This window comes from Wenyingzhuangia marina (assembly GCF_900130035.1).
GTDB lineage: Bacteria > Bacteroidota > Bacteroidia > Flavobacteriales > Flavobacteriaceae > Wenyingzhuangia > Wenyingzhuangia marina.
Genome location: NZ_FQXQ01000007.1, coordinates 1 through 26,527, shown reverse-complemented (window position 1 = coordinate 26,527; position 26,527 = coordinate 1). Strand labels below are relative to the sequence as shown.

At 32.3% G+C, this 26,527-nt stretch carries 22 protein-coding genes, 1 tRNA gene and 1 pseudogene; 3 read left to right on the top strand and 21 right to left on the bottom strand.

The window, feature by feature from the left end:
- Window positions 1-3: 3 nt before the first annotated feature.
- Entirely contained in the window at window positions 4-1,203 is a 1,200-nt protein-coding gene (locus BUB70_RS13160) for an ABC transporter permease (protein WP_073122365.1), read from the top strand.
- Between the two features lie 78 nt (window positions 1,204-1,281).
- Here the strand turns inward: BUB70_RS13160 and dusB are convergent, their stop codons facing one another.
- The 10 genes from dusB to BUB70_RS13110 all read right to left on the bottom strand — a co-directional run bounded on the left by dusB (window position 1,282) and on the right by BUB70_RS13110 (window position 12,128).
- Entirely contained in the window at window positions 1,282-2,286 is a 1,005-nt protein-coding gene (gene dusB / locus BUB70_RS13155) for a tRNA dihydrouridine synthase DusB (protein WP_073122362.1), read from the bottom strand.
- A 182-nt stretch (window positions 2,287-2,468) separates the two neighbouring features.
- A complete protein-coding gene (locus BUB70_RS13150; protein WP_073122360.1) occupies window positions 2,469-2,804 on the bottom strand; it encodes an L-rhamnose mutarotase in 336 nt (111 codons plus the stop codon).
- Between the two features lie 3 nt (window positions 2,805-2,807).
- Window positions 2,808-4,127 (bottom strand): L-fucose:H+ symporter permease, encoded by a 1,320-nt coding sequence (gene fucP / locus BUB70_RS13145; RefSeq protein ID WP_073122358.1) that lies wholly within the window; start codon window positions 4,125-4,127, stop codon window positions 2,808-2,810.
- Between the two features lie 30 nt (window positions 4,128-4,157).
- Entirely contained in the window at window positions 4,158-4,949 is a 792-nt protein-coding gene (locus BUB70_RS13140; RefSeq protein ID WP_073122356.1) for an SDR family oxidoreductase, read from the bottom strand.
- A 9-nt stretch (window positions 4,950-4,958) separates the two neighbouring features.
- Entirely contained in the window at window positions 4,959-5,795 is an 837-nt protein-coding gene (locus BUB70_RS13135) for an amidohydrolase family protein (RefSeq protein ID WP_073122353.1), read from the bottom strand.
- 261 nt (window positions 5,796-6,056) lie between these two features.
- Window positions 6,057-7,493, bottom strand: coding sequence for a tagaturonate reductase (locus BUB70_RS13130; RefSeq protein ID WP_073122351.1), 1,437 nt, complete (start codon window positions 7,491-7,493; stop codon window positions 6,057-6,059).
- Window positions 7,494-7,617: 124 nt separating this feature from the next.
- Window positions 7,618-9,270, bottom strand: a complete 1,653-nt coding sequence (locus tag BUB70_RS13125) for a UxaA family hydrolase (protein WP_073122348.1) — start codon at window positions 9,268-9,270, stop codon at window positions 7,618-7,620.
- Window positions 9,271-9,292: 22 nt separating this feature from the next.
- Complete coding sequence (locus BUB70_RS13120) at window positions 9,293-9,961, bottom strand: bifunctional 4-hydroxy-2-oxoglutarate aldolase/2-dehydro-3-deoxy-phosphogluconate aldolase (RefSeq protein ID WP_073122346.1); 669 nt, start codon at window positions 9,959-9,961, stop codon at window positions 9,293-9,295.
- An 80-nt stretch (window positions 9,962-10,041) separates the two neighbouring features.
- Window positions 10,042-11,076 (bottom strand): sugar kinase, encoded by a 1,035-nt coding sequence (locus BUB70_RS13115; protein ID WP_073122344.1) that lies wholly within the window; start codon window positions 11,074-11,076, stop codon window positions 10,042-10,044.
- Between the two features lie 44 nt (window positions 11,077-11,120).
- Window positions 11,121-12,128, bottom strand: coding sequence for a zinc-binding alcohol dehydrogenase family protein (locus BUB70_RS13110; RefSeq protein WP_073122342.1), 1,008 nt, complete (start codon window positions 12,126-12,128; stop codon window positions 11,121-11,123).
- 184 nt (window positions 12,129-12,312) lie between these two features.
- On the opposite strand from BUB70_RS13110, the gene BUB70_RS13105 reads away from it, so the two are divergent.
- The gene (locus BUB70_RS13105) at window positions 12,313-13,338 is read left to right on the top strand and encodes a LacI family DNA-binding transcriptional regulator (RefSeq protein WP_073122340.1); all 1,026 of its coding nucleotides are present in this window, start codon (window positions 12,313-12,315) and stop codon (window positions 13,336-13,338) included.
- Window positions 13,339-13,501: 163 nt separating this feature from the next.
- Here the strand turns inward: BUB70_RS13105 and BUB70_RS13100 are convergent.
- From BUB70_RS13100 to BUB70_RS13055, 10 genes are all read right to left on the bottom strand, one after another.
- A tRNA-Arg gene (locus BUB70_RS13100) sits at window positions 13,502-13,575 on the bottom strand.
- Window positions 13,576-13,791: 216 nt separating this feature from the next.
- The gene (locus BUB70_RS13095; protein WP_073122338.1) at window positions 13,792-15,381 is read right to left on the bottom strand and encodes a solute:sodium symporter family transporter; all 1,590 of its coding nucleotides are present in this window, start codon (window positions 15,379-15,381) and stop codon (window positions 13,792-13,794) included.
- Between the two features lie 74 nt (window positions 15,382-15,455).
- Complete coding sequence (locus BUB70_RS13090) at window positions 15,456-16,637, bottom strand: aldose epimerase family protein (RefSeq protein ID WP_073122337.1); 1,182 nt, start codon at window positions 16,635-16,637, stop codon at window positions 15,456-15,458.
- 34 nt (window positions 16,638-16,671) lie between these two features.
- Window positions 16,672-18,180, bottom strand: coding sequence for an L-arabinose isomerase (gene araA, locus BUB70_RS13085; RefSeq protein ID WP_073122526.1), 1,509 nt, complete (start codon window positions 18,178-18,180; stop codon window positions 16,672-16,674).
- 22 nt (window positions 18,181-18,202) lie between these two features.
- Complete coding sequence (locus BUB70_RS13080) at window positions 18,203-18,904, bottom strand: L-ribulose-5-phosphate 4-epimerase (protein WP_073122336.1); 702 nt, start codon at window positions 18,902-18,904, stop codon at window positions 18,203-18,205.
- A 7-nt stretch (window positions 18,905-18,911) separates the two neighbouring features.
- Window positions 18,912-20,579 carry a ribulokinase gene (locus tag BUB70_RS13075; protein WP_073122334.1) on the bottom strand — a complete coding sequence of 556 codons (1,668 nt, stop codon included), beginning with the start codon at window positions 20,577-20,579 and terminating at the stop codon, window positions 18,912-18,914.
- A 73-nt stretch (window positions 20,580-20,652) separates the two neighbouring features.
- Entirely contained in the window at window positions 20,653-21,765 is a 1,113-nt protein-coding gene (locus tag BUB70_RS13070) for a glycoside hydrolase family 43 protein (RefSeq protein WP_200777498.1), read from the bottom strand.
- 5 nt (window positions 21,766-21,770) lie between these two features.
- A complete protein-coding gene (locus BUB70_RS13065) occupies window positions 21,771-22,769 on the bottom strand; it encodes an arabinan endo-1,5-alpha-L-arabinosidase (protein WP_308691729.1) in 999 nt (332 codons plus the stop codon).
- Window positions 22,770-22,780: 11 nt separating this feature from the next.
- Window positions 22,781-23,767: a glycoside hydrolase family 43 protein gene (locus BUB70_RS13060; protein ID WP_084730291.1), complete on the bottom strand. Its 987-nt coding sequence runs from the start codon at window positions 23,765-23,767 to the stop codon at window positions 22,781-22,783.
- Between the two features lie 84 nt (window positions 23,768-23,851).
- A complete protein-coding gene (locus BUB70_RS13055; RefSeq protein ID WP_234950304.1) occupies window positions 23,852-25,411 on the bottom strand; it encodes an alpha-N-arabinofuranosidase in 1,560 nt (519 codons plus the stop codon).
- Between the two features lie 300 nt (window positions 25,412-25,711).
- Here BUB70_RS13055 and BUB70_RS13050 point away from each other — a divergent pair, with 300 nt between their 5' ends.
- Window positions 25,712-26,401: an NUDIX hydrolase gene (locus BUB70_RS13050; protein WP_073122330.1), complete on the top strand. Its 690-nt coding sequence runs from the start codon at window positions 25,712-25,714 to the stop codon at window positions 26,399-26,401.
- Between the two features lie 31 nt (window positions 26,402-26,432).
- Here BUB70_RS13050 and BUB70_RS14070 read toward each other — a convergent pair.
- A pseudogene (locus BUB70_RS14070) lies at window positions 26,433-26,527 on the bottom strand (fructose-6-phosphate aldolase); the annotation flags it as partial.

Here is a 26,527-nt window from a genome sequence, read left to right as displayed (position 1 = left end):
CTTTTGAGGTTTCCACTATACATTGCCCAACGCTATTTAAAATCTAAAAGTGGTAACAACATTATTAATCTTGTTACCATTTTGGCATGTTTGGGAGTGATGGCTGGAACCACAGCCCTTTTCATAGTTCTTTCAGTTTTTTCCGGAATTAAGGACTATAGTTTAAGCATTTTAGATGTTGATACTCCTGATATTCGTATTAGTCCTGCAAAAGGAAAAACCTTTTTGGTTGATAACCTTTTTATAGAAAAACTACAAAACACTCCTGACTCAATTTTTTATACTAAAGTATTAGAAGAACGTGCTTTTTTTAAAAACAAAGACAAAGAAGAAATTGCACACATCAAAGGAGTAGATAGTCTTTTCAATAAGGTAACTCCTTTAGATTCTTTAGTAATGGCTGGAGAATGGTTTGCTGCCAAAAGCACTAATGCTTGTATTGTAGAATATCATTTGACTAGGAAATTAAATTTAAGTGTTTACACTGATTTACTACAAGTATACGTGCCCAAAGCTGGAAAAGGATATATTTCGAACCCTAACAATGCTTTTACCACCATTAAGCCACAAGTTGTTGGAGTCATTTCAAATCAAAGTCAAGAGGAAAAGAAATATGTATATGTTCCTTTGGGTTTAAGTCAAAAACTACTAACTAAAGCTAACAATGAAGTTAGTTATATAGACATAGCCATCAAAAACAAAAAAGATGGTGACAACACCATTGAGTACCTAAAAAAGAATTTTCCTGATTATAAAATTTCTAAAAGAGAAGAAATTAATGGTTCTTTTTATAAAATATTAAATTCCGAAAAACTGATTGCTTATTTGGTTTCTTTACTAGTGGTTGTTATGGTATTATCTAACACTAGCGGAACCATTATCATGGTAATTGTAGATAAAAAAAATGATATCAAAACTCTTTTAAATATGGGTGCTCCATTAAAAAGTGTAAGACGTATTTTTGCTACTTATGGGTTCCTATTAAATATATTGGGAATGTTTGTTGGATTGATTATAGGAGTTATTATTGTACATACTCAACTTCATTACGACCTAATTATGATGACTCCTTCCATTGCATATCCTATAGCTTTTGAATGGGAAAACATCTGGGTAGTCTGCGTTACCATTATCCTCTTGGGAGCTTTGGCTAGTTTATTGGCCAGCGGTAGAATTTCTGAAAGATTTGTAAAAAGAAGATAAAATTTAGTACAAGATACAAAGTCTTCAACATTCATTCTTAACTCTTTGTACTCAGTACTACCTATTTAATACTTTAATTTATTTTTGCATCAAGTTTTCTACCCCTGTAAACCTGTCTAAAATCTCATTCATTACATCATACACTCCTTGAGCTGAATCTTCAGTTACCAAACGGATTCTGTAATCTTTAAAATCTTTAATTCCTTTAAAGTAATTTGCATAATGTCTGCGAGTTTCCATAACTGCTTGTACTTCATTTTCTTTCCAAGCTATTTCCATTTCTAAATGTCTACGTGCAACCTCAACTCTATCTTCAATTGAAGCTATTGGTAAATGCTCACCTGTAGCCATAAAATGTTTTACTTCTTTAAAAAACCAAGGATTTCCAATCGCAGCACGACCAATCATACAACCATCTAAACCGTAATCATCTCTCATTTCTATAGCACGTTCTGGTGAAGTAACATCACCATTTCCAAAGACAGGAATGTGCATTCTTGGATTGTTTTTTACCGCTGCAATTCTGGTCCAATCTGCATTTCCCTTATACATTTGCGCACGAGTTCTTCCATGTATAGAAATGGCAGCACACCCAACATCTTGCAAACGCTCAGCAACCTCCTCTATCATAATAGAACTTTCATCCCAACCCAAACGTGTTTTTACAGTAACAGGTAATTTGGTGTGTTTTACCATTTCTTTGGTTAAAGAAACCATCAAATCAATATCTTTTAAAATACCTGCACCAGCACCTTTGCTTACTACTTTTTTTACAGGACATCCAAAATTAATATCAATAATATCAGGCTTAGATTGCTCAACAATCTCCACCGTACGTAACATAGATTCTAAGTTTGCTCCAAAAATTTGTATTCCAACGGGACGTTCCTTTTCGTAGATATCTAATTTTTTTACACTTTTTGCTGCATCTCGAATCAATCCTTCTGATGATATAAATTCAGTATATACCAAATCCGCTCCTTGCTCTTTACACAAAGCTCTAAACGGAGGATCACTAACATCTTCCATAGGAGCTAATAATAAAGGAAAGTCGCACAATTCTATATCACCAATTTTTACCATAACGTACTGATTTTAAAGTTCCAAAAAATTTGGACTGCAAAGATACAACATAAGATTTAGCAATTTGCCATAACAAATCAAGAATTTTTAATCCCTGTATATCAGTTCAATAATATCCCTAAATAAAAAACCTGTGATTAAAAAATCACAGGTTTAAATTATTTTACAAAATGTAATATGTTTTACAATTGAAAAATTTTTTCCATTTCAATCCATTTTTCTCCTGGTTTTGCCCAAGGAATGGCTTGTTGATATTTCCACATCAATTGTTCCCACTCCTGTACCTTAGGATTGTTAGCATCTTTTTTAGCTCTTTGAACCGGATCAAAAGTTTCATCACATTCCATAATCATTAACATTCTATTTCCAGACAAATAGATTTGCATGTCTACAATTCCTGCTTCTTTGATACTTGCTATAATTTCTGGCCAAACTTTTTGATGTTGTTCTTTATATTCAGCTATTAAAACCTCATCCTGTTTTAAATCACAGGTAAAGCAATATCTTGTTATGTTCATCTTTTAACTCTTATTATATTTTGAATAAACCAATTTACCATAAACCCCTATAACAATAAAACAAACTAAAGTAATAATAAATGAAAGCCTCATTTCAGTAAGTCCTAAATAGCTTACATCTTCATATCCAGAACCACCTAAATCTAAAATGCGTCCTTGTAAAGGTGTTAATAAAGCTCCTCCTACAATAGCCATCACTAAAAAGGCTGCTCCAAATTTAGCGTCTTGCCCTTGACCTTCTAAGGCTATACCATAAATAGTAGGAAACATGATAGACATAAATGCAGAAGTAGCCACCAAACAATAGATTCCTGTCATTCCTGGCATAAAAACAGCACCTAAGGTTGTTAAAATTGCTCCTATTGCAAAATACATTAACAATTTTCCTGAATCTATATTTTTCATTAAAATAGTTCCAATGGTTCTTCCTACTAAAAACACAATATATCCTGCTAAACCAAACCAAACAGCATTTTCACTATCTATTCCCAAAGTTTCTGCATATTGATAAACATAGGTCCAACACATAATTTGTGCTCCGACATAAAAAACTTGTGAAATTACACCAAAAGCAAACTTTGGCTGACTCCACAATCTTTTTACAGATTCTAAAAAATTAACCTTTACCTCTTGATCTTTGTTTTGGGGCATTTTTAAAACACTAATCATTACAAAAAACACCAATACAACAATTCCTAAAATCACATATGGATTTCTAATCACTTCTAAATCAGAGGTTCTTATTACTGACTTGGCTGAATCAGAAAGGGTATCAAAAACAGAAGTTCCGTCGGCATTGGTATCATCAGATTTTAATGCATTTAATACAAAATTCTGAGCTACTAACAATCCTCCGATAGATCCAATTGGATTAAACATTTGAGCAAAATTAAGACGTCTTGTTGCGGTTTCTTCTGCCCCCATAGATAAAATATATGGGTTAGATGTTGTCTCTAAAAAAGCCAATCCAAATGTTAAAATATAATAAGACAATAGAAAGAAAGTATAACTTTCATACTGAGCTGCTGGAAAAAATAACAAAGCTCCAATAGCATATAAAGCCAAACCTACCAACACCCCTTTTTTATAAGAATATCTATTTACAAATAATGCTGCTGGTATAGCCATACAACCATATCCACCATAAAAAGCAAATTGAACATATGAAGCTTCTACATTAGATAATTCTAACACTTTTTGAAAAGCCCTTACCATAGGATTGGTAATATCATTTGCAAATCCCCATAAGGCAAAAAGTGAGGTAATTAAAACAAAAGGTACTAAAACCGATTTGGCCACTACTGGCACTTTTATATTCTCCATAACGTTTCTATAAATTATTTTTATTAGTTTTTACTCTGTAAGTAAAGATCTATCTAAATGTACATATCCACCATCTACAGTAATAAATTGCCCAGTAGTATGAGATGATTTTTCTGAAATAGTAAACAAACACTGATCTGCAATTTCTTGCGGAGTTGTCATTCTGTGTTCCAATGGAATTTTTTCAACAATAGACTTTAATTTTTCTTCAGCATTGTCTAAGGTTTTAATCCATGTATCATAAGCAGGAGTCCAACTTTCTGCAATTACAATAGCATTAGAACGAATGCCAAACTTAATTAAATCTACAGCCCATTCACGAGTCAACCCAAACACACCACCTTTTGCAGCTGCATATCCTGAAGTTCCTCCTTGTCCTGTTAATGCTACTTTAGAACCAATATTTAAAATATTCCCTTTTGCCTTTTTAATCATTGGCAAACAATATTTAGTCATGGCAAAAAAGCTAACCATGTTTATTTTTAAAGAGTACATAAAATCTTCTATAGAACCATCTAAATCTACTCCATCATTAATCCCAACATTATTAATCAATGCATCTACTCTACCGTATTTTTCTTCAATTATTTTAGCGGCTTTTTCTATTTGTGTATGATCTGATAAGTCTGTTTTAATAAAAATGGCATCTATTCCTCTTTTTTGAAATTCTTCTACATAGCCAAAACCTCTATCATTTCTATCTACAATAACAGGTATGGCTCCTTCATTTGCCAAAGCTTGTGCAATAGTTTCTCCTATACTTCCTTTTACCCCTGCTGCTCCTGTTACTACAACTACTTTATTTGTTAGTTTTAAATCCATTTTTTTATATTATAAATTGTAAAAATTTGCAGTATTATTTCCCATAATAGCTGCTTGTTCTTGAGTACTTAATTTTGAAATAAATGTGGTTATAATCTCTTTTACTCTTGCGTAATTGCCTGCTACTAAACAAACAGGCCAGTCAGAACCAAACATAACTCTATTCGCTCCAAAAGCATTTAAAACCAATTGCATATATGGTTCTAATTGATTGTAATCCCATGTTTTATAATCCGCTTCTGTAATCATTCCCGAAATTTTGCAATACACATTTGGACATTTTCCAATTTCTATCATTAAAACTGCCCATCCATCATAAAAACCATCTTTAATGTAAGGTTTAGCAATATGATCTATCACAAATTTAATATTGGGGAATTTTTTTACAAATTCTAAAACAGCACCTAACTGATGTGGAAACACAAGAATATCATAGGTATAACCATATTTTTCTAGCTTAGAAATACCTTTTAAAAAATTAGGCCTTAACAGAAAATTATGATCTGCTTCTACTTGCACAACATGACGAAATCCTTTTACAACTGGAAATTGACTATAATGTTCTAAAACCTCATCAATATCATCTGCTCTAAAGTCTACCCAACCAACAACTCCTTTAATAAAGCTATTTTCAGAAGCTAGATTTATTAAAAAATCTGTTTCCTGTAATGTTTGATCTGCTTGAACTGCCACACAACCATCTACTTTATTCTCCTGATAAACTGTTTTTAATTCTTCTGGCAAAAAATCTTTTCTGATAATCGCCATTTCATCATCTATCCAACTGTGTTTTTCTGAATTATATTTCCAAAAGTGCTGATGTGAATCTATTACTAAATCTCTCATTTTTAACTATAAACATATAATGTTAAACCTCTTTACCTACAAGTAAATAATCCATATTCTTAACTTTTAAAACTAATAATATAGAATATTTATCTATGATACTTTTTTTGGAAAAAATGATAAAGATTATACATTTATTAGTAAATAAATACATAATTGATAAAATTTAAACTCCAAATTTATCTTTTTAATATTTAACGTATAGATACAAAAAAAGCTCTTAATCTATATATTAAGAGCTTTTAAATTTATGAACTTTTACTATTTAATAAAAGCTTGTAAACTTGCCTTCATTCCATTATCTACAATTGCTTGTAAATAGGTAGTTACTGTGGTTTGCAAACCATCAATAGTAGATAAATCTGTACCCCAGAAATCTGTATTAGATAAAGTTGCCTTTACAATTTCTACAATATCTCCCGTAGCCCATTGAGTTGCAAAAAAGTCTAATGCTGATTGATCATCATTTAAAGCAATTTTTTCACCATCTCTATCTCCTTTGTAAAAAGCAATTAAAGAAGCTAAAGAGAACAACAAACCTTTTGGTAACTCATTCTTTCTTTTGACATACTCTAATATTGATGGCAGTACTCTTGTTTTAAATTTAGACGTAGAATTTAAAGAAATACTCATTAAAGCATGTTCTAAGTATGGATTTCTAAAACGATCTAACACATCGTTTGCAAATTGATTTAATTCAGCCTCAGGTAAATCTAAAGTAGGACAGATTTCATTAAAAATGGTATTCTTTAAATATGTTCCTACTACTTCATCTTCTAAAGACTCACGTACTTTATCAATTCCGTATAAATAACCAACAGGTACTAGAGTGGTGTGAGCTCCGTTTAAAATTCTTACTTTACGAGTTCTATAAGGCTCCATATTGTCTGTAAATACAATATTTAACCCACAAGACTCAGAAGGAATTTCTTCTTTTACAGATGCTGGTCCTTCAATTACCCATAAATGGAATTGCTCTCCTTCTACCACCAAATTATCTTTATATCCTAATTCTTTAGTAATTGCATCCATTTTATCTCTTGGATATCCTGGCACAATTCTATCTACTAAAGAATTACAGAAAATATTGTCATTGTTTATCCAATCTACAAAAGCATCTCCTAAGTTCCAATCTGCAGCATATTGTAAAATAATTCTCTTTAAATTATCTCCGTTTTTGTCAATTAACTCACAAGGAATCAAAATTAATCCTTTGTCTGATGCTCCATTAAAAGCTTGGAATCTTTTGTATAATAAAGCCGTTAATTTTCCTGGATAGCTAGATTGTGGTGCATCATCCAATTTATCATTAGCATTGTAAGAAATACCTGCTTCTGTAGTGTTAGAAATTACAAAACGTAATTCAGGATTTTCTGCAACAGCCAAATAATCAGTATAGTTTTCATAAGGGTTGATTCCTCTCTGAATACAATCAATAATTTGGTGTTCGCTAATAGCTTTCCCATTTTTAATACCGTTTAAGTACAATGTATACAATCCATCTTGATCGTTTAACATTTTTATCAATCCTTGATCAATTGGCTGAACCGCAACAACTCCTGCGTTAAATCCAGCTTTTTGATTCATTTCATGAAACATCCAGTTTACAAAGGCTCTTAAAAAGTTACCTTCTCCAAATTGAATTACTCTCTCTGAGTACGACTTTACGTCTGCTGTTTTTCTATTTAATGAATTCATTTTTGTTTAGTATTGAGTAACGAGCATTGTGTACAGAGTACCACTCATTATTTAATTTTAATTTTTTATTGTTCTTACAAAATACCGAATACGCTGTACTCAATACTTTGTACTTTATACTATATTATAAAGAAACCCCTCTTTTCCAAGGAATAAAATCATTATTACCGTGCAATACAGCTTTTGAAGCTACTTCTCCACTTGCTACTTTAATTACGTGATCTAAGATTTTTTCTCCCATGGTCTCAATAGTATCTTCACCGGTAATTACAGTTCCTGCATTGATATCTATGATATCATTCATACGTTCGTATAAATTGGTGTTACTCGACATTTTTAATACTGGAGCTACTGGGTTTCCTGTTGGCGTTCCTAAACCTGTAGTAAACACCACAACATTACACCCTGACCCTACTAAACCAGTAGTAGACTCAACATCGTTTCCTGGTGTACATAATAAGTTTAATCCTGGCTTAGTTACTTGTTCAGTATAATCTAACACAGCAACTACTGGAGAAGTTCCTCCTTTTTTTGCTGCTCCGGCAGATTTCATCGCATCTGTAATTAAACCATCTTTAATGTTTCCTGGAGATGGATTATTTTCAAATCCTGAACCAACCGCAACTGCTGCTGCAGAATAAGCTCTCATTAAATCGTAGAATTTTTTAGCATCGTGCTCAGTCACACATCTGTTGATGATTTCTTGCTCTACTCCATTTAATTCTGGGAATTCTGATAATACTGGAGAACCTCCTAAAGCCACTAATAAATCTGATGCATATCCTAAACCTGGGTTTGCGGAAATTCCTGAGAATCCATCAGAACCACCACATTCTAATCCTAAAACTAATTTGCTTAATGGTGCTGGCTGACGAGTCACTTTATTAGCTTCTGTTAAACCAATAAATGTATGTTTTACAGCTTCTTCAATTAAAGCACGTTCGCTTTCGCTTTGTTGTTGCTCTAAATAGTGAACTGTTTTTTCACAATTAGGAGCAATATCCTTAATTGCGTTTTGTAACATTTCTATCTGTGCATTTTGACATCCTAAACTAAACACAGTTGCTCCTGCTACATTAGGGTTTGTAATATATCCTGCTAACAATCTACATAAAGTTTCAGAATCCTGGCGGATTCCTCCACAACCACCATCGTGCTTTAAAAATTTAATACCATCTACATTTGGGAATACTCTGTTTTTAGACATTTCTTCTTTGGTAGTAATGATAGGTGTTTTAAAAATTTCATCTGCACTTGCTCCTGATTTGTATTGTTGAATCAAAGCATCAGTATCTACTGCAAAATCCTTTTTAGTTTCGTATCCTAATTTTTCAGAAAGCGCCCCTTCTAAAACATCAACATTCCTGTTTTCACAAAAAGTTAAAGGTATTACCAACCAATAATTACCAGTACCAACTTTACCATCTTTTCTATGGTAACCATTAAAGGTTCTGTCCTTAAACTTTGATACATCAGGAGCTTTCCATGTAAACTTCTCGCTAGTTTCTTTAAATTCTGAAGAGGCATGTTTTACGTTATCAATCGTAATAGCACATCCTGCTGGAATTTCTTTTACCGCCTTCCCTATTAAAACACCATACATGATAATTTCATCACCTACAGCAAAATCATTTAAGGCAAACTTATGTTTTTGTTTAATATCTTCTTTTAACATTAAACTTTGACCTGCCACCTCTACAAAAGTATCTTTTGCTAAGGCTTGAATAGCTACAATAATATTATCTCTTGGATCTATTTGAGCGTATTGAACTGACATATTATATAATATTAATTATTTTTTAACCTCTAACTTTTTTGATTGTCTCTAATGCTTTAGCTACAGTCTTTTTTAATCCTTCAAAATCTCTATCAGCCAATACTTTTTTACTAATTAATTGAGATCCCATTCCTACACAAACTACTCCAGCATCAAACCATCCTTGTAAATTAGACTCTTCTGTAGTTACCCCACCTGTTGGCATAATTGATGTCCAAGGTTGCGGTCCTACAATTCCTTTTACAAAATTTGGTCCGTATAAATTTCCAGGAAATAATTTCACGATTTCACACCCTAATTCTTCGGCTCTAGCAATCTCCGTTAAGGTTCCACATCCTGGATTCCATGCTACTTTACGTCTGTTACAAGCAATTGCAATATCTTCTCTAAAAACAGGAGTTACTATAAAGTTAGCACCTAAAGACATATATAATGAAGCAGCAGCAGCATCTGTAATAGATCCTACTCCCATAATCATACCTGGTAATTCTGCAATAGCATATTTAGTTAATGCTGCAAAAACCTCATGAGCAAAATCCCCTCTAGCAGTAAACTCTAACAAACGAGCTCCACCATCATAACATGCTTTTAATACTTTTTTACCTAATTCTACATCTGGGTGATAAAACAAAGGAACCATTCCTGTTTCTTTCATCACTTGAGCTACTTCTATTCTTGAATATTGTGCCATTTTTATTTAACGTTTATTTCGTTTAACTTTTTATTTATTTGCTTAACTGTTCTATTGTTTTGATATCAGAAAACTTCTTTTTACCTATCTACCAAAGCAGACCCATCACTTTCCATAAAATCAATTACTTCTTGTTTTGATGCTCTATTTACATCTCCAAAAATAGTATGCTTAATTACACATGCAGCTGTTGCAAACGCTACTGCTTTTTGTAAATCATCTTTATACCCAATTAAACCATAAAGCAATCCTCCCATAAAAGCATCACCAGTTCCTACTCTATCTACCACAGGAGTAATTTCTTTAATACGTGCTCTATAAAGTTCTTTATTTTTATACAACAACCCTCCTATTTTTTGATGTGATGCGTTTACTGAATTTCTAAAAGTCATTCCAATAGTATTAACATTAGGTAGCATTTCCATAATTTTATCAAACTGAAGTTTGATATCATCATCTTTACTATAATCAGGATTGATTTTTTCTTTTCCTAACATAAACATTGCGGTGTCTACATCAGCCAAAAGGATATTACTATACTTTAATAGTTCTGGCATTACCTCTTTAGGTTGTTTACCATATTTCCAAAGCTTACTTCTATAATTTAAATCTGTAGAAATGGTTAAACCTCTTTCTGATGCTGCTTTAATTGCTTCTAAACATACGTCAGCAGCTGTTTGAGACAAAGCAGGTGTTATACCACTCCAGTGAAAAATAGTTGCATCTTTAAAAATAACATCCCAATTAAACTGCCCTATTTTAACCTCAGAAATAGAAGAATTCTCTCTATCATAAACAACACTACTATTACGACCAGAAGCTCCATTTTCTAGAAAATATAAACCTAAACGCTTTCCTTGTCTAAGAATGTGTTTGGCTCCTACATTTCTACTTCTAATACTCTGAATTACACAATCTCCAATTGCATTGTCTGGTATAGCGGTAATAAATTGTGTTCTAATTCCATAATTTGCTAATGATGCTGCAACATTAAATTCTCCACCACCATAATTAACTTCAAGATTTGTTGCCTGACTAAATCTTAAATTATTTTGAGGAGATAGTCTTCCTAAGATTTCACCAAAAGTGATGACTTTGTGATCCTTTTTTTTCATGTTTATGATTTGAATCTTATTTCTTTAATATTATTTCTGTCTTATTAAAAATCTACTGTTGCTTTAATCACTCCAGTAGCTGGCTTTGTCCAACTATCAAAATGTGAAATCATTTCTGTAAACGGAACATTATGAGTAATAAAAGAATCTGTCGGAAATTGATTTAAAACATTTATAACATGTTCAAAATCTTCAGTAGTTGCATTTCTACTACACATAATAGTTGTTTCTTTAGCGTGTATTTTTGGATGATTAAAATTTAAATCTCCTTTAGATAATCCAACTAAAACATATCTTCCTCCGTGAGACATATAATCAACTCCAACCTCTAAAGCACCTTTAAATCCTGTAGCATCAAAAACGGCAGTTGCCATGTCTCCACCAGTAATTTCAGCAATTTTTTCAACAGGTTGATTATTTACATTAATCACATAATCTGCTCCTATTTCTTCTTTGGTATATTTTAATCGGTCATCATTCACATCTAACACAATCACTTTTGCTCCTGCAATTTGGGCCAACTTAACCATACCAATTCCAATAGGTCCACAACCAACTATAACAACTGTTTCTCCTTTTTTTACATTGGCTCTACGAATGGCGTGTGCACCAATAGCTAAAGGCTCTACAATAGCCATTTGATCATAACTTAATTGGTTAGCTGGTAATAATAAGTCTTGACGTACCGTAATATACTCTTGCATTCCCCCATCAGAATGAACACCTAAAACAGAAATATTAGTACAACAATTGGTTTTACCATTACGACAAGCCACACATTTTCCACAACTTACATATGGCATAATCACAACCTTATCCCCAGATTTTAATCCTTGATCATTCTCACCAATTTCTACAATTTCAGAAGCCAATTCATGTCCCAAAATTCTTGGATACGTAAAAAATGCTTGATTTCCAGAGTATGCATGTAAGTCTGTACCACAAATACCTACTTTTTTAACTCTCAATAATGCTTCATTCTCCTTTCGAACAGGTAATTGTTTTTCTTTCAACAAAAAAACACCTGGCTCTTCACAAACTATATATTTCATTCAATATTAAAATTTATCGTACTTTGTTCAAACGATTGAACAATATTTAATTAAAAAAATTATCTTCAAAAAAAAATGTTATTACTTATAACTCAGAAAATTAAAAATAAAACTTGTAAATATTGAATAAAAATCTATTTATATTTACATTTGTTCAAACGATTGACCAAATATAAGTAATATTTTGAAAAGCAAAAGAAAAACTACTATAAAAGATATTGCTAACGTTTTGAAGATTACCCCATCAGCTGTATCTAGAGCTCTAAACGATAATCCCCGAATTAGCGACAAAACCAAAGAAGCTGTTAAAAAAGTAGCTTTGGAATTAGAATATCAACCAAATCAATTAGCCTCTGCATTACGAAGCGGTAAAAGCAATTTAGTTGGTGTAATTGTACCTAAAACAAATAGTTATTTCTTTTCTACTGTAGTTGAAAGCATAGAAAACGAACTGAACAAAGAAGGGTATAATGTAATTATTACTCAATCAAACGAATCTTACAAAAAAGAATGTAGAAATATTCAGACTTTACTTCAAACACAAGTAGATGGAATTATTGCCTCTTTAGCTAACGAAACCGTTGATTTTAGTCATTACGAAAAAATTAAATCAAAAGGGATTCCTTTGATTTTATATGATAGAGGTGAAAACGACATTGGTGTAGACTACATTGGGATTGATGATTATGAAAGTAGCCATTTGGTTGTGGAACATTTGGTAGAACAAGGATGTAAAAGAATTGCTCATTTGGCAGGTTTGAGTCAAGCCAGAATATATAAGAACAGAATTAGAGGATATGTTGATGCTTTAGAAAAACACAATTTACCTTTAGACACCGATTTAATCAAAGAAAGTAATTTAACTCTTGAAGATGGAAGAAAAAAAACCAAAGAACTCCTAAGGCTACCTAATAGACCCGATGCTATTTATGCAGCTGGAGATTATGCAGCCTTAGGAGCTTTACAAATATTACAAGAAAACAATATTAAAGTACCCGAAGAAATTGCTTTAGTTGGTTTTAGCAACGAACCATTTACTTCATTAATTAAACCGACCATTACAACTATTTCTCAACACAATAAAAAAATAGGAAAGTTAGTCGCAAAACAATTCTTAAAAAGAGTAAATGACAAAAACTGGAAACCTGTTTTAACCAAAACTATTTTAAAAGCAGAGCTTATTATTAGAGATTCATCTAAGAAGATTTAAACTACTGTATAATTAACAAACTAGATATTTTTACTGCATTAGACATTTAAAACCTCTAATTCTATATTAAGCAAAAGCTAGTTTATCTTTAATTTTTCTACGAATTAAAATCCTATATCTACACAAACAAAAAACCCTTACTAATTAATAGTAAGGGTTTATGTGATGGCAGAAGGATTCGAACCTTCGACCGCCTGCTTAGAAGGCAGGTGCTCTATCCAGCTGAGCTATGCCACCTAGTATTTTTTTAAAAAAAATTTCTGAACTTATTAAAGAATCACAATTACTTGTTTTCCTTACGGGATGCAAATATATAACTTCTATTAATATATTATCAAATTAATTTAACTTTTTTTAGCTAAAATTTATAAACTACAGAAAATCAATAATTAACAAAAAAGCAGATTATTTAAATAATCTGCTTTTTTTATTTTATGCTTGTATTTAACTATTTTAAGATAGGTAGATATACAAACTAACAACTATCAGTATCACACATGACCCTGCTACTTTTAGATATTTCCAAGGTGTAATATCAACTTGTTTAGTATACTCTAGTTCAAAGTCAGACTCTCTTGGTTTTATTCTACTAGCTCCGTATAAAATCAATACAGCTAAAGCAAAAATGATTCCCATTAAGTGCAAGAAATGTGGGAAGAAAATTCCCTTTTCTACAAAGATAGGTTTGATTACATACAATGATACTAAGTAAGTTACTACACTAAATATAATAGCAATATTCGCAGCCTTTCCTGATACTCTTTTAGAAAAATATCCAACAATAATAATCGCTAAAATAGGTACACTATAAGATCCATTTAATTCTTGTAAGTAGGTAAAAATTCCTCCTTCGACTCCATATAACAACGGAGCAATTCCCATTGAAAATAAAGCCAAAACAAATCCAAATGTTTTACCCGCTTTTACTACTTGTCTTTCATTAGCCTCTTTATTAATGTATTCTTTGTAAAAATCTAATCCAAATAAAGTAACCGAACTATTTAAAGCACTGTTAAAAGAACTTAAAATAGCCCCAAACAATACTGCTGCAAAGAAACCAATAAATGCAGTTGGCAATACTTTTCTTACCAACATAGGATAAGCTTCATCGGCATTAGCCAAATCTCCATTAAAAATATAGAAAGCAATAATTCCTGGTAAAGCAACAATAATTGGCCCTAAAATTTTAAGAAAAGCAGCAATGATTAATCCTTTTTGTCCTTCTTTTAAGTTTTTCGCTCCTAATGCTCTCTGAATAATTGCTTGGTTAGTACCCCAGTAATAAAAGTTTACAATTATCATACCTGTAAACAAAGTCCAAAACGGTACTGCAGAAGTTGCATCTCCTATAATTACAAATTTTTCTGGTAACTCTGTGGTTAAAATATCTAAACCATCTAATACATTTCCATCACCAATATACATTAAACCAAAAATTGGAATTAAAGAACCTCCAATAATTAAACCTACTGCATTGATAGAGTCTGAAACAGCAACTGCTTTTAATCCTCCAAAAATAGCATAGATACTTCCTATAATTCCAATAGCCAATACAGTTACCCATAAGGTTCCTTCAGCGGTCATATTTAAAGCTTCAGGAATATCAAACATTGTATTAATAGCAAGCGCTCCTGAATACAATACTGTTGGCAACATAGATATTGCATACCCTAGTAAAAATAACATCGAAACTATTGTCTTTGTTGCTTTACCATAACGTTTCTCTAAAAACTGAGGAATGGTTGCAATTCCCCCTTTTAAATAACGTGGTAACAAAACAAACGCTGTAAAAACCATTGCTATGGCAGCAACTACTTCATAAGCGATTACTGGTAAACCATCAGCAAATGATACTCCATTTAATCCAACAATTTGCTCTGTTGATAAATTGGTTAACAATAAAGATCCTGCTATTACAGGTCCTGTTAAACTTCTTCCTCCTAAAAAATATCCGTCCGACGAAGTTTCATCAGTTTTTCTAGTAGCCAAATATGATATAACTGCTACTAATAAAGTAAAAGCAACAAAAGAGATAATTCCCATAATTTTTTAATGTATTTTATTTTTTTTATTAATTATTGATTGTGTTGGGTGCACAATTTACAAACTTCTTGCAATTATTTTACACTAAATTTAAAAACTGTACTAGATTTGTAATTTTGCCCAGGTTCTAACACAACTGAAGGAAAATCTTTTTGATTTGGTGAATCTGGATAATGTTGCGTTTCTAAACAAAAACCAGTTCTATGCTCATAGTTACCTCCTTGTTTACTTGGCAAGGTTCCATCTAAAAAGTTTCCTGTATAAAACTGAATTGCTGGCTCGTTAGTATATACCTCTAACATTCTTCCACTAGCTTTATCATAAGCAGATGCAGCAAAAGCAATTTCACCTTCTTTACCATTTAAAACCCAACAGTGATCATAACCTAAACCTCTTTTCAATTGCTCATTATCACTATTAATTTCTTTACCAACTTGTTTAGCTTCTCTAAAATCAAAAGGAGTACCAGTAACATCTCTTAATTCTCCTGTTGGAATTAAAGTAGCATCAACAGGTAAATATTTATCTGCATCAATTGTTACATCATGATCCAAAATAGTTTTAGAAAAATCTCCTGATAAATTAAAGTACGAGTGTTGCGTTAAATTTAACACTGTTTTTTTATCAGTAGTAGCGCTATAAGTTACTGCTAAATCATTTTTATCAGTTAACATATAAGTAACTTCAACTTGTAAATTTCCAGGATATCCTTCTTCCATGTCTTTACTTAAATAAGTAAGAACTAAAGAAGCCGAATGCTCTGTTTGATTTTCTGTAGCCGACCAAACTTTTCTATGAAATCCTTCTGGTCCACCATGTAAATGGTTCTCTCCATCATTAGTTGCCAAAGTGTATTCTTTTCCATCTAAAGAAAATTTTCCTTTTGCAATTCTATTTCCAAATCTACCAATAAGAGCTCCAAAATAAGGATTTGGCTTTTCATATTGTGCTAAAGAATTAAACCCTAATACAACATCCTCTATAACCTGATCCTTATTTGGAACTTTTAATGATTGTATAATTCCTCCATAAGTAATTACACTAACCTCCATACCATTACTATTCTTTAATGTGTAGTTATCAACCGGTATATTATCCTCTGTAGTTCCAAAAGACTCCTTAGTAATAGTTACCTTTGCTACCGATTTAGCAACTTCTGTAGAAGCCTCTTTTTTCTTTCCATCTTTACATTGGATACTCACAAAAGAAACAACCATTGCTGCTGCTATATACAAACTTTTTTTAAATAATTTCATGATACAATTTTGATATTAGTGTTAATAATTAATTTTATAGACCGTGCTGAAACGTATTGTAATATGCTTCGTTAGCATTGATCTTATCTTTAAACTCTCTTACAGTTGTTTTATCATCAATTACAAGTAATTCAATTCCTGCAATATCCGCTAAATCTTCCATGTATTCTGTTGTAATTGCTTGACTATATACTGTATGATGTGCTCCTCCAGCTAAAATCCAAGCTGTTGCTGCTACTTCTAAATCTGGTTTACAATCCCACAATACTCTTGCTACTGGCAAATTTGGTAAATCTGCCATAGGTTCTACAGCAGTTACTTCATTTACAATCAATCTAAATCTGTTCCCCATATCTACTAATGATACGTTGATTGCCTCTCCAGCAGGTGAATCAAATACCAATCTTGCAGGGTCTTCTTTTCCTCCAATTCCTAAAGGATGAACTTCACATTTTGGTTTTCCACTAGCAATAGTAGGACAAATTTCTAACATATGAGAACCTAAAACGTAAGATTTCTGTGGTGTAAAGTGATAAGTATAATCTTCCATAAAAGAAGTTCCTTCTTCTAAACCATAGTTCATTACTTTTAAAGCTCTAACCATTGCAGCTGTTTTCCAGTCTCCTTCTCCACCAAATCCATAACCATCTGCCATTAATCTTTGTGTTGCAATTCCCGGAAGTTGCTTTAATTCTCCTAAGTTTTCAAAAGTATCTGTAAAGGCTTTAAAACCTCCTTCATCTAAGAAAGCTCTTAATCCTAATTCAATTTTAGCAGCATCTACCAATGATTGTCTTTGAGCTCCTCCTTCTAATAATGATGGTGTTAACTCATAAGATTCTTCATAAACCGCCAATAAATCATTTAATTCTTTATCTGTAATTTTCTCGATATGTTTTACAACATCAGATGAATCAAAACCATTTACAGAAAAACCGAAACGAATTTGTGCTTCAACTTTATCTCCTTCTGTAACGGCTACTTCACGCATGTTATCACCAATTCTAGCTACTTTTAAGTTTTGTAATTCATCCCAACCTAAAACCACTCTAGACCAAATTCCTAATTTTTTCTGAACTGGTTCTGCTTGCCAATGACCAACAACGACCTTGCGTTTTTTACGCATTCTAGACATGATAAACCCAAATTCTCTATCTCCGTGAGCAGATTGGTTTAAGTTCATAAAGTCCATATCAATAGTACTCCAAGGAATTTCAGCATTAAACTGAGTGTGTAAGTGACAAATTGGTTTGTTAATAATACTTAAGCCTCTAATCCACATTTTTGCTGGAGAGAAAGTATGCATCCAAGTAATTAAACCAATACAGTTTTTAGATTCATTTGCTTCGATACAAATATTTGTAATTTCATCTGGCGTCTTCACTGTTGGTTTAAAAACAATCTTCACGGGAATGTGAGATGATGCATTTAATCCTTTTACAATTTCTTGTGAGTTTTCAGCAACTTGTCTTAAAGTTTCTTCACCATATAAATGTTGGCTTCCTGTGATGAACCAAATTTCTTTCTGAGAGATATCTATTATCATTTTAATCTTTATTTATTTTTTATTGACCGTAATAAGAATTTTTTCCGTGCTTACGTTCGTAATGTTTTTTTATTAATGAATCTTTTAGTCTTGGAGCATTTGGGTTGATTTGGCGAGTTAAATATGCCATTTCAGCTACTACCTCTAACACCTTACTGTTATATACAGATTTTGCAGCATTTTTACCCCAAGCAAAAGGACCATGGTTCCCTAATAAAACCATTTCTACTTCTTGGTATGATAAATTTTTGTTTTTAAAACAATCTAAAATCTGAATTCCAGTATTGTGCTCGTAATTTCCTTCAATCAATTCATCAGCCATTGGTGGAGCACAAGGAATATCTGCTGTTAAATGATCTGCATGTGTGGTTCCAAAAATTGGAATATCCAACTGAGATTGTGCCCAAGCTACAGCGTAAGTTGAGTGTGTATGGGTAATTCCTCCAATCTCTGGCCAATTTTTATACAAATAAGCATGTGTTTTAGTATCAGATGAAGGTCTTAATTCTCCTTCAATAATATTGTTATCAAAATCAACAATCACAATATCATCTGCCTTTAAATCTTCATAAGGAACACCACTTGGTTTGATAGCAAAAACACTGTTTTCTCTATCTACAGCACTTACATTTCCAAAAGTATAAACTACCAAACCTAATGCATTTAATTGCATGTTTGCTTCGTAACATTCTTGTTTTAAATCTTTATATTTAGAACTCATAATATTTTTATTTTGTGATAGATTCTACAAAAGTACTCAACTCACTATATGATGCCATTAATGCTTCGTAAGCTTCTACTTTTTCAGTTTCAGGGAAATATTCAGCTTCAAAATCACTACCCATTTTTTTACTAGCTTCAATTACATTTGGATAAATTCCTGCTGCAACTGCTGCATAAATAGCGGCTCCTAAAGCTGGTGCTTGGTCTGATGCTGCTACTTTAATAGGCATGTTTAGTACATTAGCTAAAGATTGCATAATAAAGGCAGATTTTCTAGCCACTCCTCCAATTCCAATAACTGTATCTATTTTAACACCTTCTTCTTCAAATCTATCTACAATTTTCTTAGAACCGAAACAGATCGCGTTTACCAATGCTTTGAAAATATGTGGAGCTCTAGTTCCCATAGATAAATTCGTCATGGCTGCTTTTAACCCTTGATTTGCATCTGGAGTTCTACGACCATTGATCCAATCTAAAGCTGTAGGAATACTTTCTTCTAAAGAAATTTTCTCAGCATCTTCCGTTAACTTTTTAATAAAGTTAGCATCAATTTCTTCTCTTAAAGCTACTTTTTGTTCAGCAGAAAGAATGTCAGAAGTCAATACTAAATTATCTACTGGCCAGGACAACATATCTTTAAACCAAGCCAATAAATCTCCAAAAGCAGATTGTCCGGCCTCTAATCCTATCATTCCTGGAATTACAGAACCATCTACTTGTCCACAAATTCCACGAACTGCTTTTGTTCCAACAGCTTCTTCTGGAGACACCATAATATCACATGTAGAAGTTCCCATAACACGAACCAATGTATTATTATCTATTTTAGCTCCAACAGCTCCTGAATGCGCATCAAAAGTACCCACTGCAATAACAGTATCAGTTGTTAACCCTAATTTTTGAGCCCATTCTGCATTTAAATTTCCAGCAACCAAATCAGAAGTATAGGTTTCATCATATAAGTTTCCTCTTAGCTCAGCTAAATAAGGATCTAATTTTGATAAAAATTCTTCTGGAGGTAAACCATTCCAGTCTTTATGCCACATTGCTTTATGACCTGCTGCACATCTACTTCTTTTAAAAGATTTTAAATCCTTATTATCGATTAACAAATAAGTCATTAAATCACAGTGTTCCAACCAAGTATGAGTTGCATTTTTTACAGCCTCATCTTCTCTAGCAATGTGTAAAATTTTAGCCCAAAACCATTCTGATGAATAAATTCCTCCTTCATATTTAGTAAAGTCTTCACCACCCCAATTTGCAGCCAACTCATTAATTTCATTAGCTTCTTTAATTGCTGTATGGTCTTTCCACAACACCATCATTGCGTTAGGATTGTGTTCAAACCCTTGCGTTAAAGCTAAAGGAGTTCCATCTTCTGTTACCGGTATTGGAGAAGATCCAGTAGTATCAATACAAATACCTTTGATATCAGCTGGATTTACATTCCCGTTTTCTACCACATACTTAATGGTGTTTTCTAATCCTTCGATATGATCTAAAGGATGTTGACGAAATTGATTGATTGCAGCATTGCAATACTCCTTATTTTTCCATCTCTGGTAATAGTGTACGTTTGAAGATAACTCTTTTCCTGTTTGGGTATCTATTAATACAGCTCTCACAGAATCTGAACCGTAATCTAAACCAATTACATAATTATTCATTTAAATAAATTTTAACTAACTAAAAGCAAATATAATATTTTATTCATAAGTGTCAATTAAACACTTACTATTTTTAATAATATTTAAATACAGGTTTCCCATCTTTATCAAATCTAACTTTCATCATTCTAGCATGACGGTTAGGATCATACAATGGATCTGCTTTAATATCTTCTAATGGTCTGGTATCAGATGCCGGAACTACGGAAGGATCGCCAACTGCTTTCTCATAGGATCTTGCATGGTAAATCATTAAGGGATTACCATTTTCATCTATAGTGAAAGAATTATGTCCAGGGCCATAAATACCTTTTGTTTCATTGGTTTTAAGTACAGGATGTCTAGATTTTGTCCATGAATTTCTATCTAATAAATCAGCCTCCTCATCAGCTTCCATCATCCCCATGCTGTAACAAGCACCTGTGGCACTAGCTGAAAAAGTGATAAATATTTTCCCTCCATTTTTAATTACTGCAGGCCCTTCATTAACCCAAAAACCAATACGTTCCCAGTCATAGTCTGGCGTGGTAAGCATAAATTGTACTGTTTTTAATTTGATAGGCGACTCCATTTCAGCTAAATATAAATTAGAAGCTGCAAATTGTCCACCTGTTTTCTCTGCCCAGCAGAAATAACGTTTTCCATTATGATCGAAAACGGTTCCGTCTAAAGAGAAATCAGTAAAACTCATAGGGTCGTTATCTGCTGCTTGCATTTGCCCTAGTTCTATCCATTTATCATTTAACGGATTTTGACCAGAACATTCAATAACATACGGTCTTAATTTCCAGATATCGCCTTCTTCGCTACCTGCAAAGTACACATACCATTTACCATCTAAATAATGAATTTCAGGTGCCCAGATATGGCGACTCATAGGACCACTTTCATGTTTTTCCCAAACTATAAACGGTTTGGCATCTTGCAAATCCTCTATGGTTTTAGCACGCCTTATTTCTATAGCATCATAAGTTGGTACCGATCCTGTGAAATAGTAATATCCGTCTGTATGTTTATAAATAAACGGGTCTGCACGTTGTAACACAATAGGGTCATTTGTTAAAATAGACTCATGTTTAACAGCAACTTCTTTAGTTTTTTCATTCTTTACTTTTTTATCTGTACAAGAAGAAACACAGACCATCATAACTACAAAAACCACTAATATTTTAAATCTATTTTTCATATCAATTATTTGATTTGATTTTTTAAAACTGGCCATAAATCGGCATCCCATTCCAATTCAGAAACTTGTAATTTTGGAATAGCTCTATCATTGGCATCATAAGCATGATAAAAAATGTAATCTTTTCCATCAAAAGTATAAACACTATTATGACCTGCTCCATACCAATTTTCATCTCCTTGGATTAATAAAGTTCCACCCCCATTATTCAAATTTTTTCCATCTTTATCAACATAAGGTCCTGTTACATTTTTAGACCTACCTACCATTGCTTTATAAGTACTTTTTTCTCTTCTACAACATAAATCCCAAGAAAGGAATAAATAATAATATCCATTCTTTTTAAAGATAAAAGGAGCTTCTAACGCTGCATCTCCTGGATTTGAATCTTTTAAATCAAAAGATCTTTCTCTTTTTGCAATGGTGAACCATTCTTCTGGCTGAGCAACAGAGGTTAAGTCTGAATTTAATTTCACCAATTTTAATCCATTCCAAAAAGAACCAAAAGACAACCATGGCGTATTGTTATCATCAAAAACCAAATTAGGATCAATGGCATTCCACATATCTCTGTTAGGAACAGACTGAATCACAATCCCTTGATCTTCCCACTTATAATTTTCATCTTCTGGATTTAGAGTTGTATTTATGGTTAATCCAATCGCTGATGTATTTTTAGCAAAAGCTGACACAGAATAATACAAATAATATTTATTGTGATGAAACGAAATATCTGGAGCCCAAATATGATTGTTAAAATCAGAAACGACTTTATCTGTCCAAATTGGTTTTTCCAAAAAAACAGCAGGTAATTTTTTCCAATCTTTTAAGTCTTTCGAACTAAACGCATCTATACCTCTTCCTGTACAATACATATAATAGGTATCATTTTGTTTGATTACAACAGGGTCATGAACTATTACATCTTGCGAAAACATGTTTGTTGTAAACAATAAAACAACTAGTAGTTTCAATCCTTTTATCACTTGGTTTAACTGCATCATTTTATCCTATTCTATTTTTGAATCCCTTCAGAAGTCATAATCACACGTTTCATGGTTCCATCAGCGTTATAGTACAATCTATCTATACAAACAGAACGTCTAAAACTTCCCCCATGTGTTGGAATACTTCCATTGTGATAAATAAAATAATCTTTCCCTTTGAACTCTATAATGGCTTGGTGATTGGTATTACTATTCCCAGCAACTTCATTTAAAATTCCTTTGAATTCCCATGGCCCGGTTACAGACTTACTCATGGCATAAGCTATTTTTTCGGGGAATTGATAAGCATAGGATAAATAGTACCAATCTCCTTTTTTATGAATCCAAGGAGCTTCTGTATAATTTGGTAACTCAACCGTTTCAATAGGCCCATCAAATTCTAACATGTTCTCCTTTAATTTTACATAATGGCAAACCGTATTTCCCCAATATAAATATGCTTGACCATCATCATCAATCCATACAGTAGGATCTATATCATCCCAACTAATATTAGTTTCCGTAGTCATATCATTGGTAATTAAGGCTTTTCCTAAAGCATCTTTAAAGGGTCCTAAAGGATTGTCAGCAACGGCAACTCCAATGGCTTTTCCATGAATACTTCCATGTTCTACTGTTGCATAAAAATAAAACTTACCATTGCGCTCTATGACTTGAGATGCCCATGCGCTACCAGATGCCCATACAAAATCTGTTGGTTTTAATGGCACAGGATGTTCTTGCCAATTTACCATATCTTCTGATGTATAAACCAGCCATTCATGCATTCTATATCCCTCAACATTATCAGGTGCCTGATCATGACCTGCATACAAATAAACTTTGTCATTATAAACCAAAGCTGCAGCATCTGCTGTATACTTATCTGTAATAATAGGATTGTTGAGCTTTAACGGTTTTTCCATTTTATCCTTCTCAACAACATTATTATTTTTAATGGTATTACATGATGTGATTAAAGACATCACCGATAAGATTAATAAAGATTTTTTCATAAAAAATTAATAATATAAAGTCTAAAACAAAAACATCAATAAAGAAGTTTTCTTTATTGATGTTTTATGCTAATGTTGTATGAATTACTTCCCTTCTAAAACAATTACTGAAAAAGCAGGAATCGTTACTTTTAGCAAACCTTTTTTAACCTTAAACTTTTTAAAAATTTGTGGTTCAATTTTATTAGGTTCGTCAAAACTGTTATAATCTCTTAAGTTTTTTGAAGTTAAAATAGTACCTGAAACATTTTTAATTCCAAGCTTTGTAATATCAATCTCTACTTCATTATCTTTTGTAGGATCGATATTTACTAATGAAACATGAATTGATCCTTTTTTATCTTTTGAGGCAGATACAGAAACTGCTGGTAACGATTTCCCTTCAAAAGTATATTTAGGAGATTCAAAAGCTAATGGCAATAACTTTGCATCTTGATGAACCTTATACATATTCATTATATGATATGTTGGTGTTAAAATCATTTTAGCTTTGTCTGTAAGAATAACAGCTTGTAACACATTTACTGCTTGAGCCAAGTTAGCCATACGAACTCTATCTGCATGATTGTTAAATATATTTAACGTAGCACCTGCTAAAAGTGCGTCTCTCATTGTATTTTGCTGATATAAGAATCCTGGGTTGGTTCCTTTTTCAACTTCATACCATCCTCCCCATTCATCAACAATTAAGTCTACTTTCTTTTTAGGATCATATTTATCCATAATGGCAGCATGCTTCGTTACCAATTCTTCCATCTTTAATGCCTCCTCCATAGTTCTAAAATATTGTGCATCGGTAAAAGTAACAGCATCTCCTTTCTTTTTCCAATCAATTACAGAATAATGATGTAATGCTACTCCGCCTAATAAACTTTTAGGTATGTTTTTCATTAAAGTTTCTGTCCAGTTATAATCATCACTACTAGCTCCAGAAGCAATACGTAATAATCCTCCAGTATTTTCCCAATCAGAAATAAAAGTTGCGTATTTACGGTATTCGTTTGCGTAATAATCAGCAGTCATATTACCACCACATCCCCATGCTTCATTACCAATTCCCCAAAACTTTACTTTCCAAGGTTCTTTTCTTCCATTTTCTTCACGTAATTTACTCATAGGACTAATTCCTCCAAAATTGGTGTATTGAACCCAATCAGCCAATTCTTGTACCGTTCCACTCCCTACATTTCCTGATAAATATGGTTCTGTTCCTAAAAGTTCACACATATTTAAAAAATCATGAGTTCCAAAACTATTATCTTCTGTAACCCCTCCCCACCAAGTATTTACAATGGTAGGTCTATCTTCTTTAGGGCCAATACCATCTTTCCAATGATAAGTATCAGCAAAACATCCACCTGGCCAACGTAAATTAGGAATTTGTAATTCTTTAAGTGCTTCTACAATATCATTACGAATACCATCAGTATTTGCTATTGATGAGGAATCACCTACATAAAAACCGTCATAAATACATCTTCCTAAATGTTCTGCAAAATGCCCGTATATATGCTTGCTAATTACTGGAGATTTTTCATCAGCATTAATTGTTATTTTTGTTGTTTTTTCTTGTGAAAAAACACTTGCTGTTGTCATAAAAACTGCAACAAAATTTAATAAAAGTGATTTGCCTTTAAACATCATGTTTGGTTTATTTATAGTTTGATTTTATATTCTATTTTAGCATATATATTTTTTTCAAAAAACGCCTAAATTTCACTTCAAAAATTGACATAACCTAATACATTATCATTAAGTTACGCACAATCTTAAAAATTAATTTTTAAGATTGTTTTATAAATGTTTATAAAACACTTGTAAAATAATAACAAATTATTAATTTAAACAAACATTTATTAATTAAATGTAACAAATACACTTACAAGACTGTTATAAATATAATTTCCGCTAAAAAAACATATATTTGCCTAAATTTATTGAAATATGTATACTGGTTATAATCTTGAAGATAGAGTTTTTCTGGCTGTAGATTGTATTATTTTTGGATTTGACGACGAAGATTTAAAAGTACTTTTAATTAAAAGAGATTTTGAACCTGAAAAAGGAAAATGGTCTTTAATGGGGGGGTTTTTAAAATCTAACGAAACCTTAGACGATGCTGCCGATAGAATTCTACATAGATTGACTGGTGTGCACGATATTTACCAAGAACAACTTTACTCTTTTAGTGATTTAGACCGTGACCCTGTAGCCAGAACCATTTCAACTTCTTATTATGCTATTATTAATATTGAGAAACATAATGAAGAATTAATACAACAATACAACGCACAGTGGTTTAGTCTTGCTGATATTCCTGATTTAATTTTTGACCATAACGAGATGGTTCAAAAGGCGATTAGAAGATTAAGAAGAAGAACTTCTATAAACCCAATTGGGTTCGAACTTTTACCAGAAAAATTCACCATGAGACAATTGCAAAAATTGTACGAAGCTATTTTGGATAAGGAGTTAGACAAAAGAAATTTTATCAACAAAATCAATTCCATGGATATTTTGATTAAGCTAAACGAAAAAGACATGACTTCTTCTACCAAAGGATCTTTCCTTTATCAGTTTGATCAAGAAAAATATGACAAAAAGAAAGGGGATAATTTTTATTTAAAATTATAACCCCCTCTTCCTTTATATTATTTTATTTCTACTAATTCCCTTTTTGGTAATCCGCTAAGAATTGAGCCAATCCGCTATCTGTTAAAGGATGTTTTAACAATCCAGTAATTGATGATAATGGTCCTG

What these genes read in the sequence shown, in the direction of transcription:
- dusB (WP_073122362.1), bottom strand. Translation starts at nt 2,286, where the DNA reads ATGGTAAAAATTGGTGATATAGAATTGTGCGACTTTCCTTTATTATTA.
- BUB70_RS13150 (WP_073122360.1), bottom strand. Translation starts at nt 2,804, where the DNA reads ATGAACATAACAAGATATTGCTTTACCTGTGATTTAAAACAGGATGAG.
- fucP (WP_073122358.1), bottom strand. Translation starts at nt 4,127, where the DNA reads ATGGAGAATATAAAAGTGCCAGTAGTGGCCAAATCGGTTTTAGTACCT.
- BUB70_RS13140 (WP_073122356.1), bottom strand. Translation starts at nt 4,949, where the DNA reads ATGGATTTAAAACTAACAAATAAAGTAGTTGTAGTAACAGGAGCAGCA.
- BUB70_RS13135 (WP_073122353.1), bottom strand. Translation starts at nt 5,795, where the DNA reads ATGAGAGATTTAGTAATAGATTCACATCAGCACTTTTGGAAATATAAT.
- BUB70_RS13130 (WP_073122351.1), bottom strand. Translation starts at nt 7,493, where the DNA reads ATGAATTCATTAAATAGAAAAACAGCAGACGTAAAGTCGTACTCAGAG.
- BUB70_RS13125 (WP_073122348.1), bottom strand. Translation starts at nt 9,270, where the DNA reads ATGTCAGTTCAATACGCTCAAATAGATCCAAGAGATAATATTATTGTA.
- BUB70_RS13120 (WP_073122346.1), bottom strand. Translation starts at nt 9,961, where the DNA reads ATGGCACAATATTCAAGAATAGAAGTAGCTCAAGTGATGAAAGAAACA.
- BUB70_RS13115 (WP_073122344.1), bottom strand. Translation starts at nt 11,076, where the DNA reads ATGAAAAAAAAGGATCACAAAGTCATCACTTTTGGTGAAATCTTAGGA.
- BUB70_RS13110 (WP_073122342.1), bottom strand. Translation starts at nt 12,128, where the DNA reads ATGAAATATATAGTTTGTGAAGAGCCAGGTGTTTTTTTGTTGAAAGAA.
- BUB70_RS13095 (WP_073122338.1), bottom strand. Translation starts at nt 15,381, where the DNA reads ATGGGAATTATCTCTTTTGTTGCTTTTACTTTATTAGTAGCAGTTATA.
- BUB70_RS13090 (WP_073122337.1), bottom strand. Translation starts at nt 16,637, where the DNA reads ATGAAATTATTTAAAAAAAGTTTGTATATAGCAGCAGCAATGGTTGTT.
- BUB70_RS13080 (WP_073122336.1), bottom strand. Translation starts at nt 18,904, where the DNA reads ATGAGTTCTAAATATAAAGATTTAAAACAAGAATGTTACGAAGCAAAC.
- BUB70_RS13075 (WP_073122334.1), bottom strand. Translation starts at nt 20,579, where the DNA reads ATGAATAATTATGTAATTGGTTTAGATTACGGTTCAGATTCTGTGAGA.
- BUB70_RS13070 (WP_200777498.1), bottom strand. Translation starts at nt 21,765, where the DNA reads ATGAAAAATAGATTTAAAATATTAGTGGTTTTTGTAGTTATGATGGTC.
- BUB70_RS13065 (WP_308691729.1), bottom strand. Translation starts at nt 22,769, where the DNA reads ATGATGCAGTTAAACCAAGTGATAAAAGGATTGAAACTACTAGTTGTT.
- BUB70_RS13060 (WP_084730291.1), bottom strand. Translation starts at nt 23,767, where the DNA reads ATGAAAAAATCTTTATTAATCTTATCGGTGATGTCTTTAATCACATCA.
- BUB70_RS13055 (WP_234950304.1), bottom strand. Translation starts at nt 25,411, where the DNA reads ATGATGTTTAAAGGCAAATCACTTTTATTAAATTTTGTTGCAGTTTTT.
- BUB70_RS13050 (WP_073122330.1), top strand. Translation starts at nt 25,712, where the DNA reads ATGTATACTGGTTATAATCTTGAAGATAGAGTTTTTCTGGCTGTAGAT.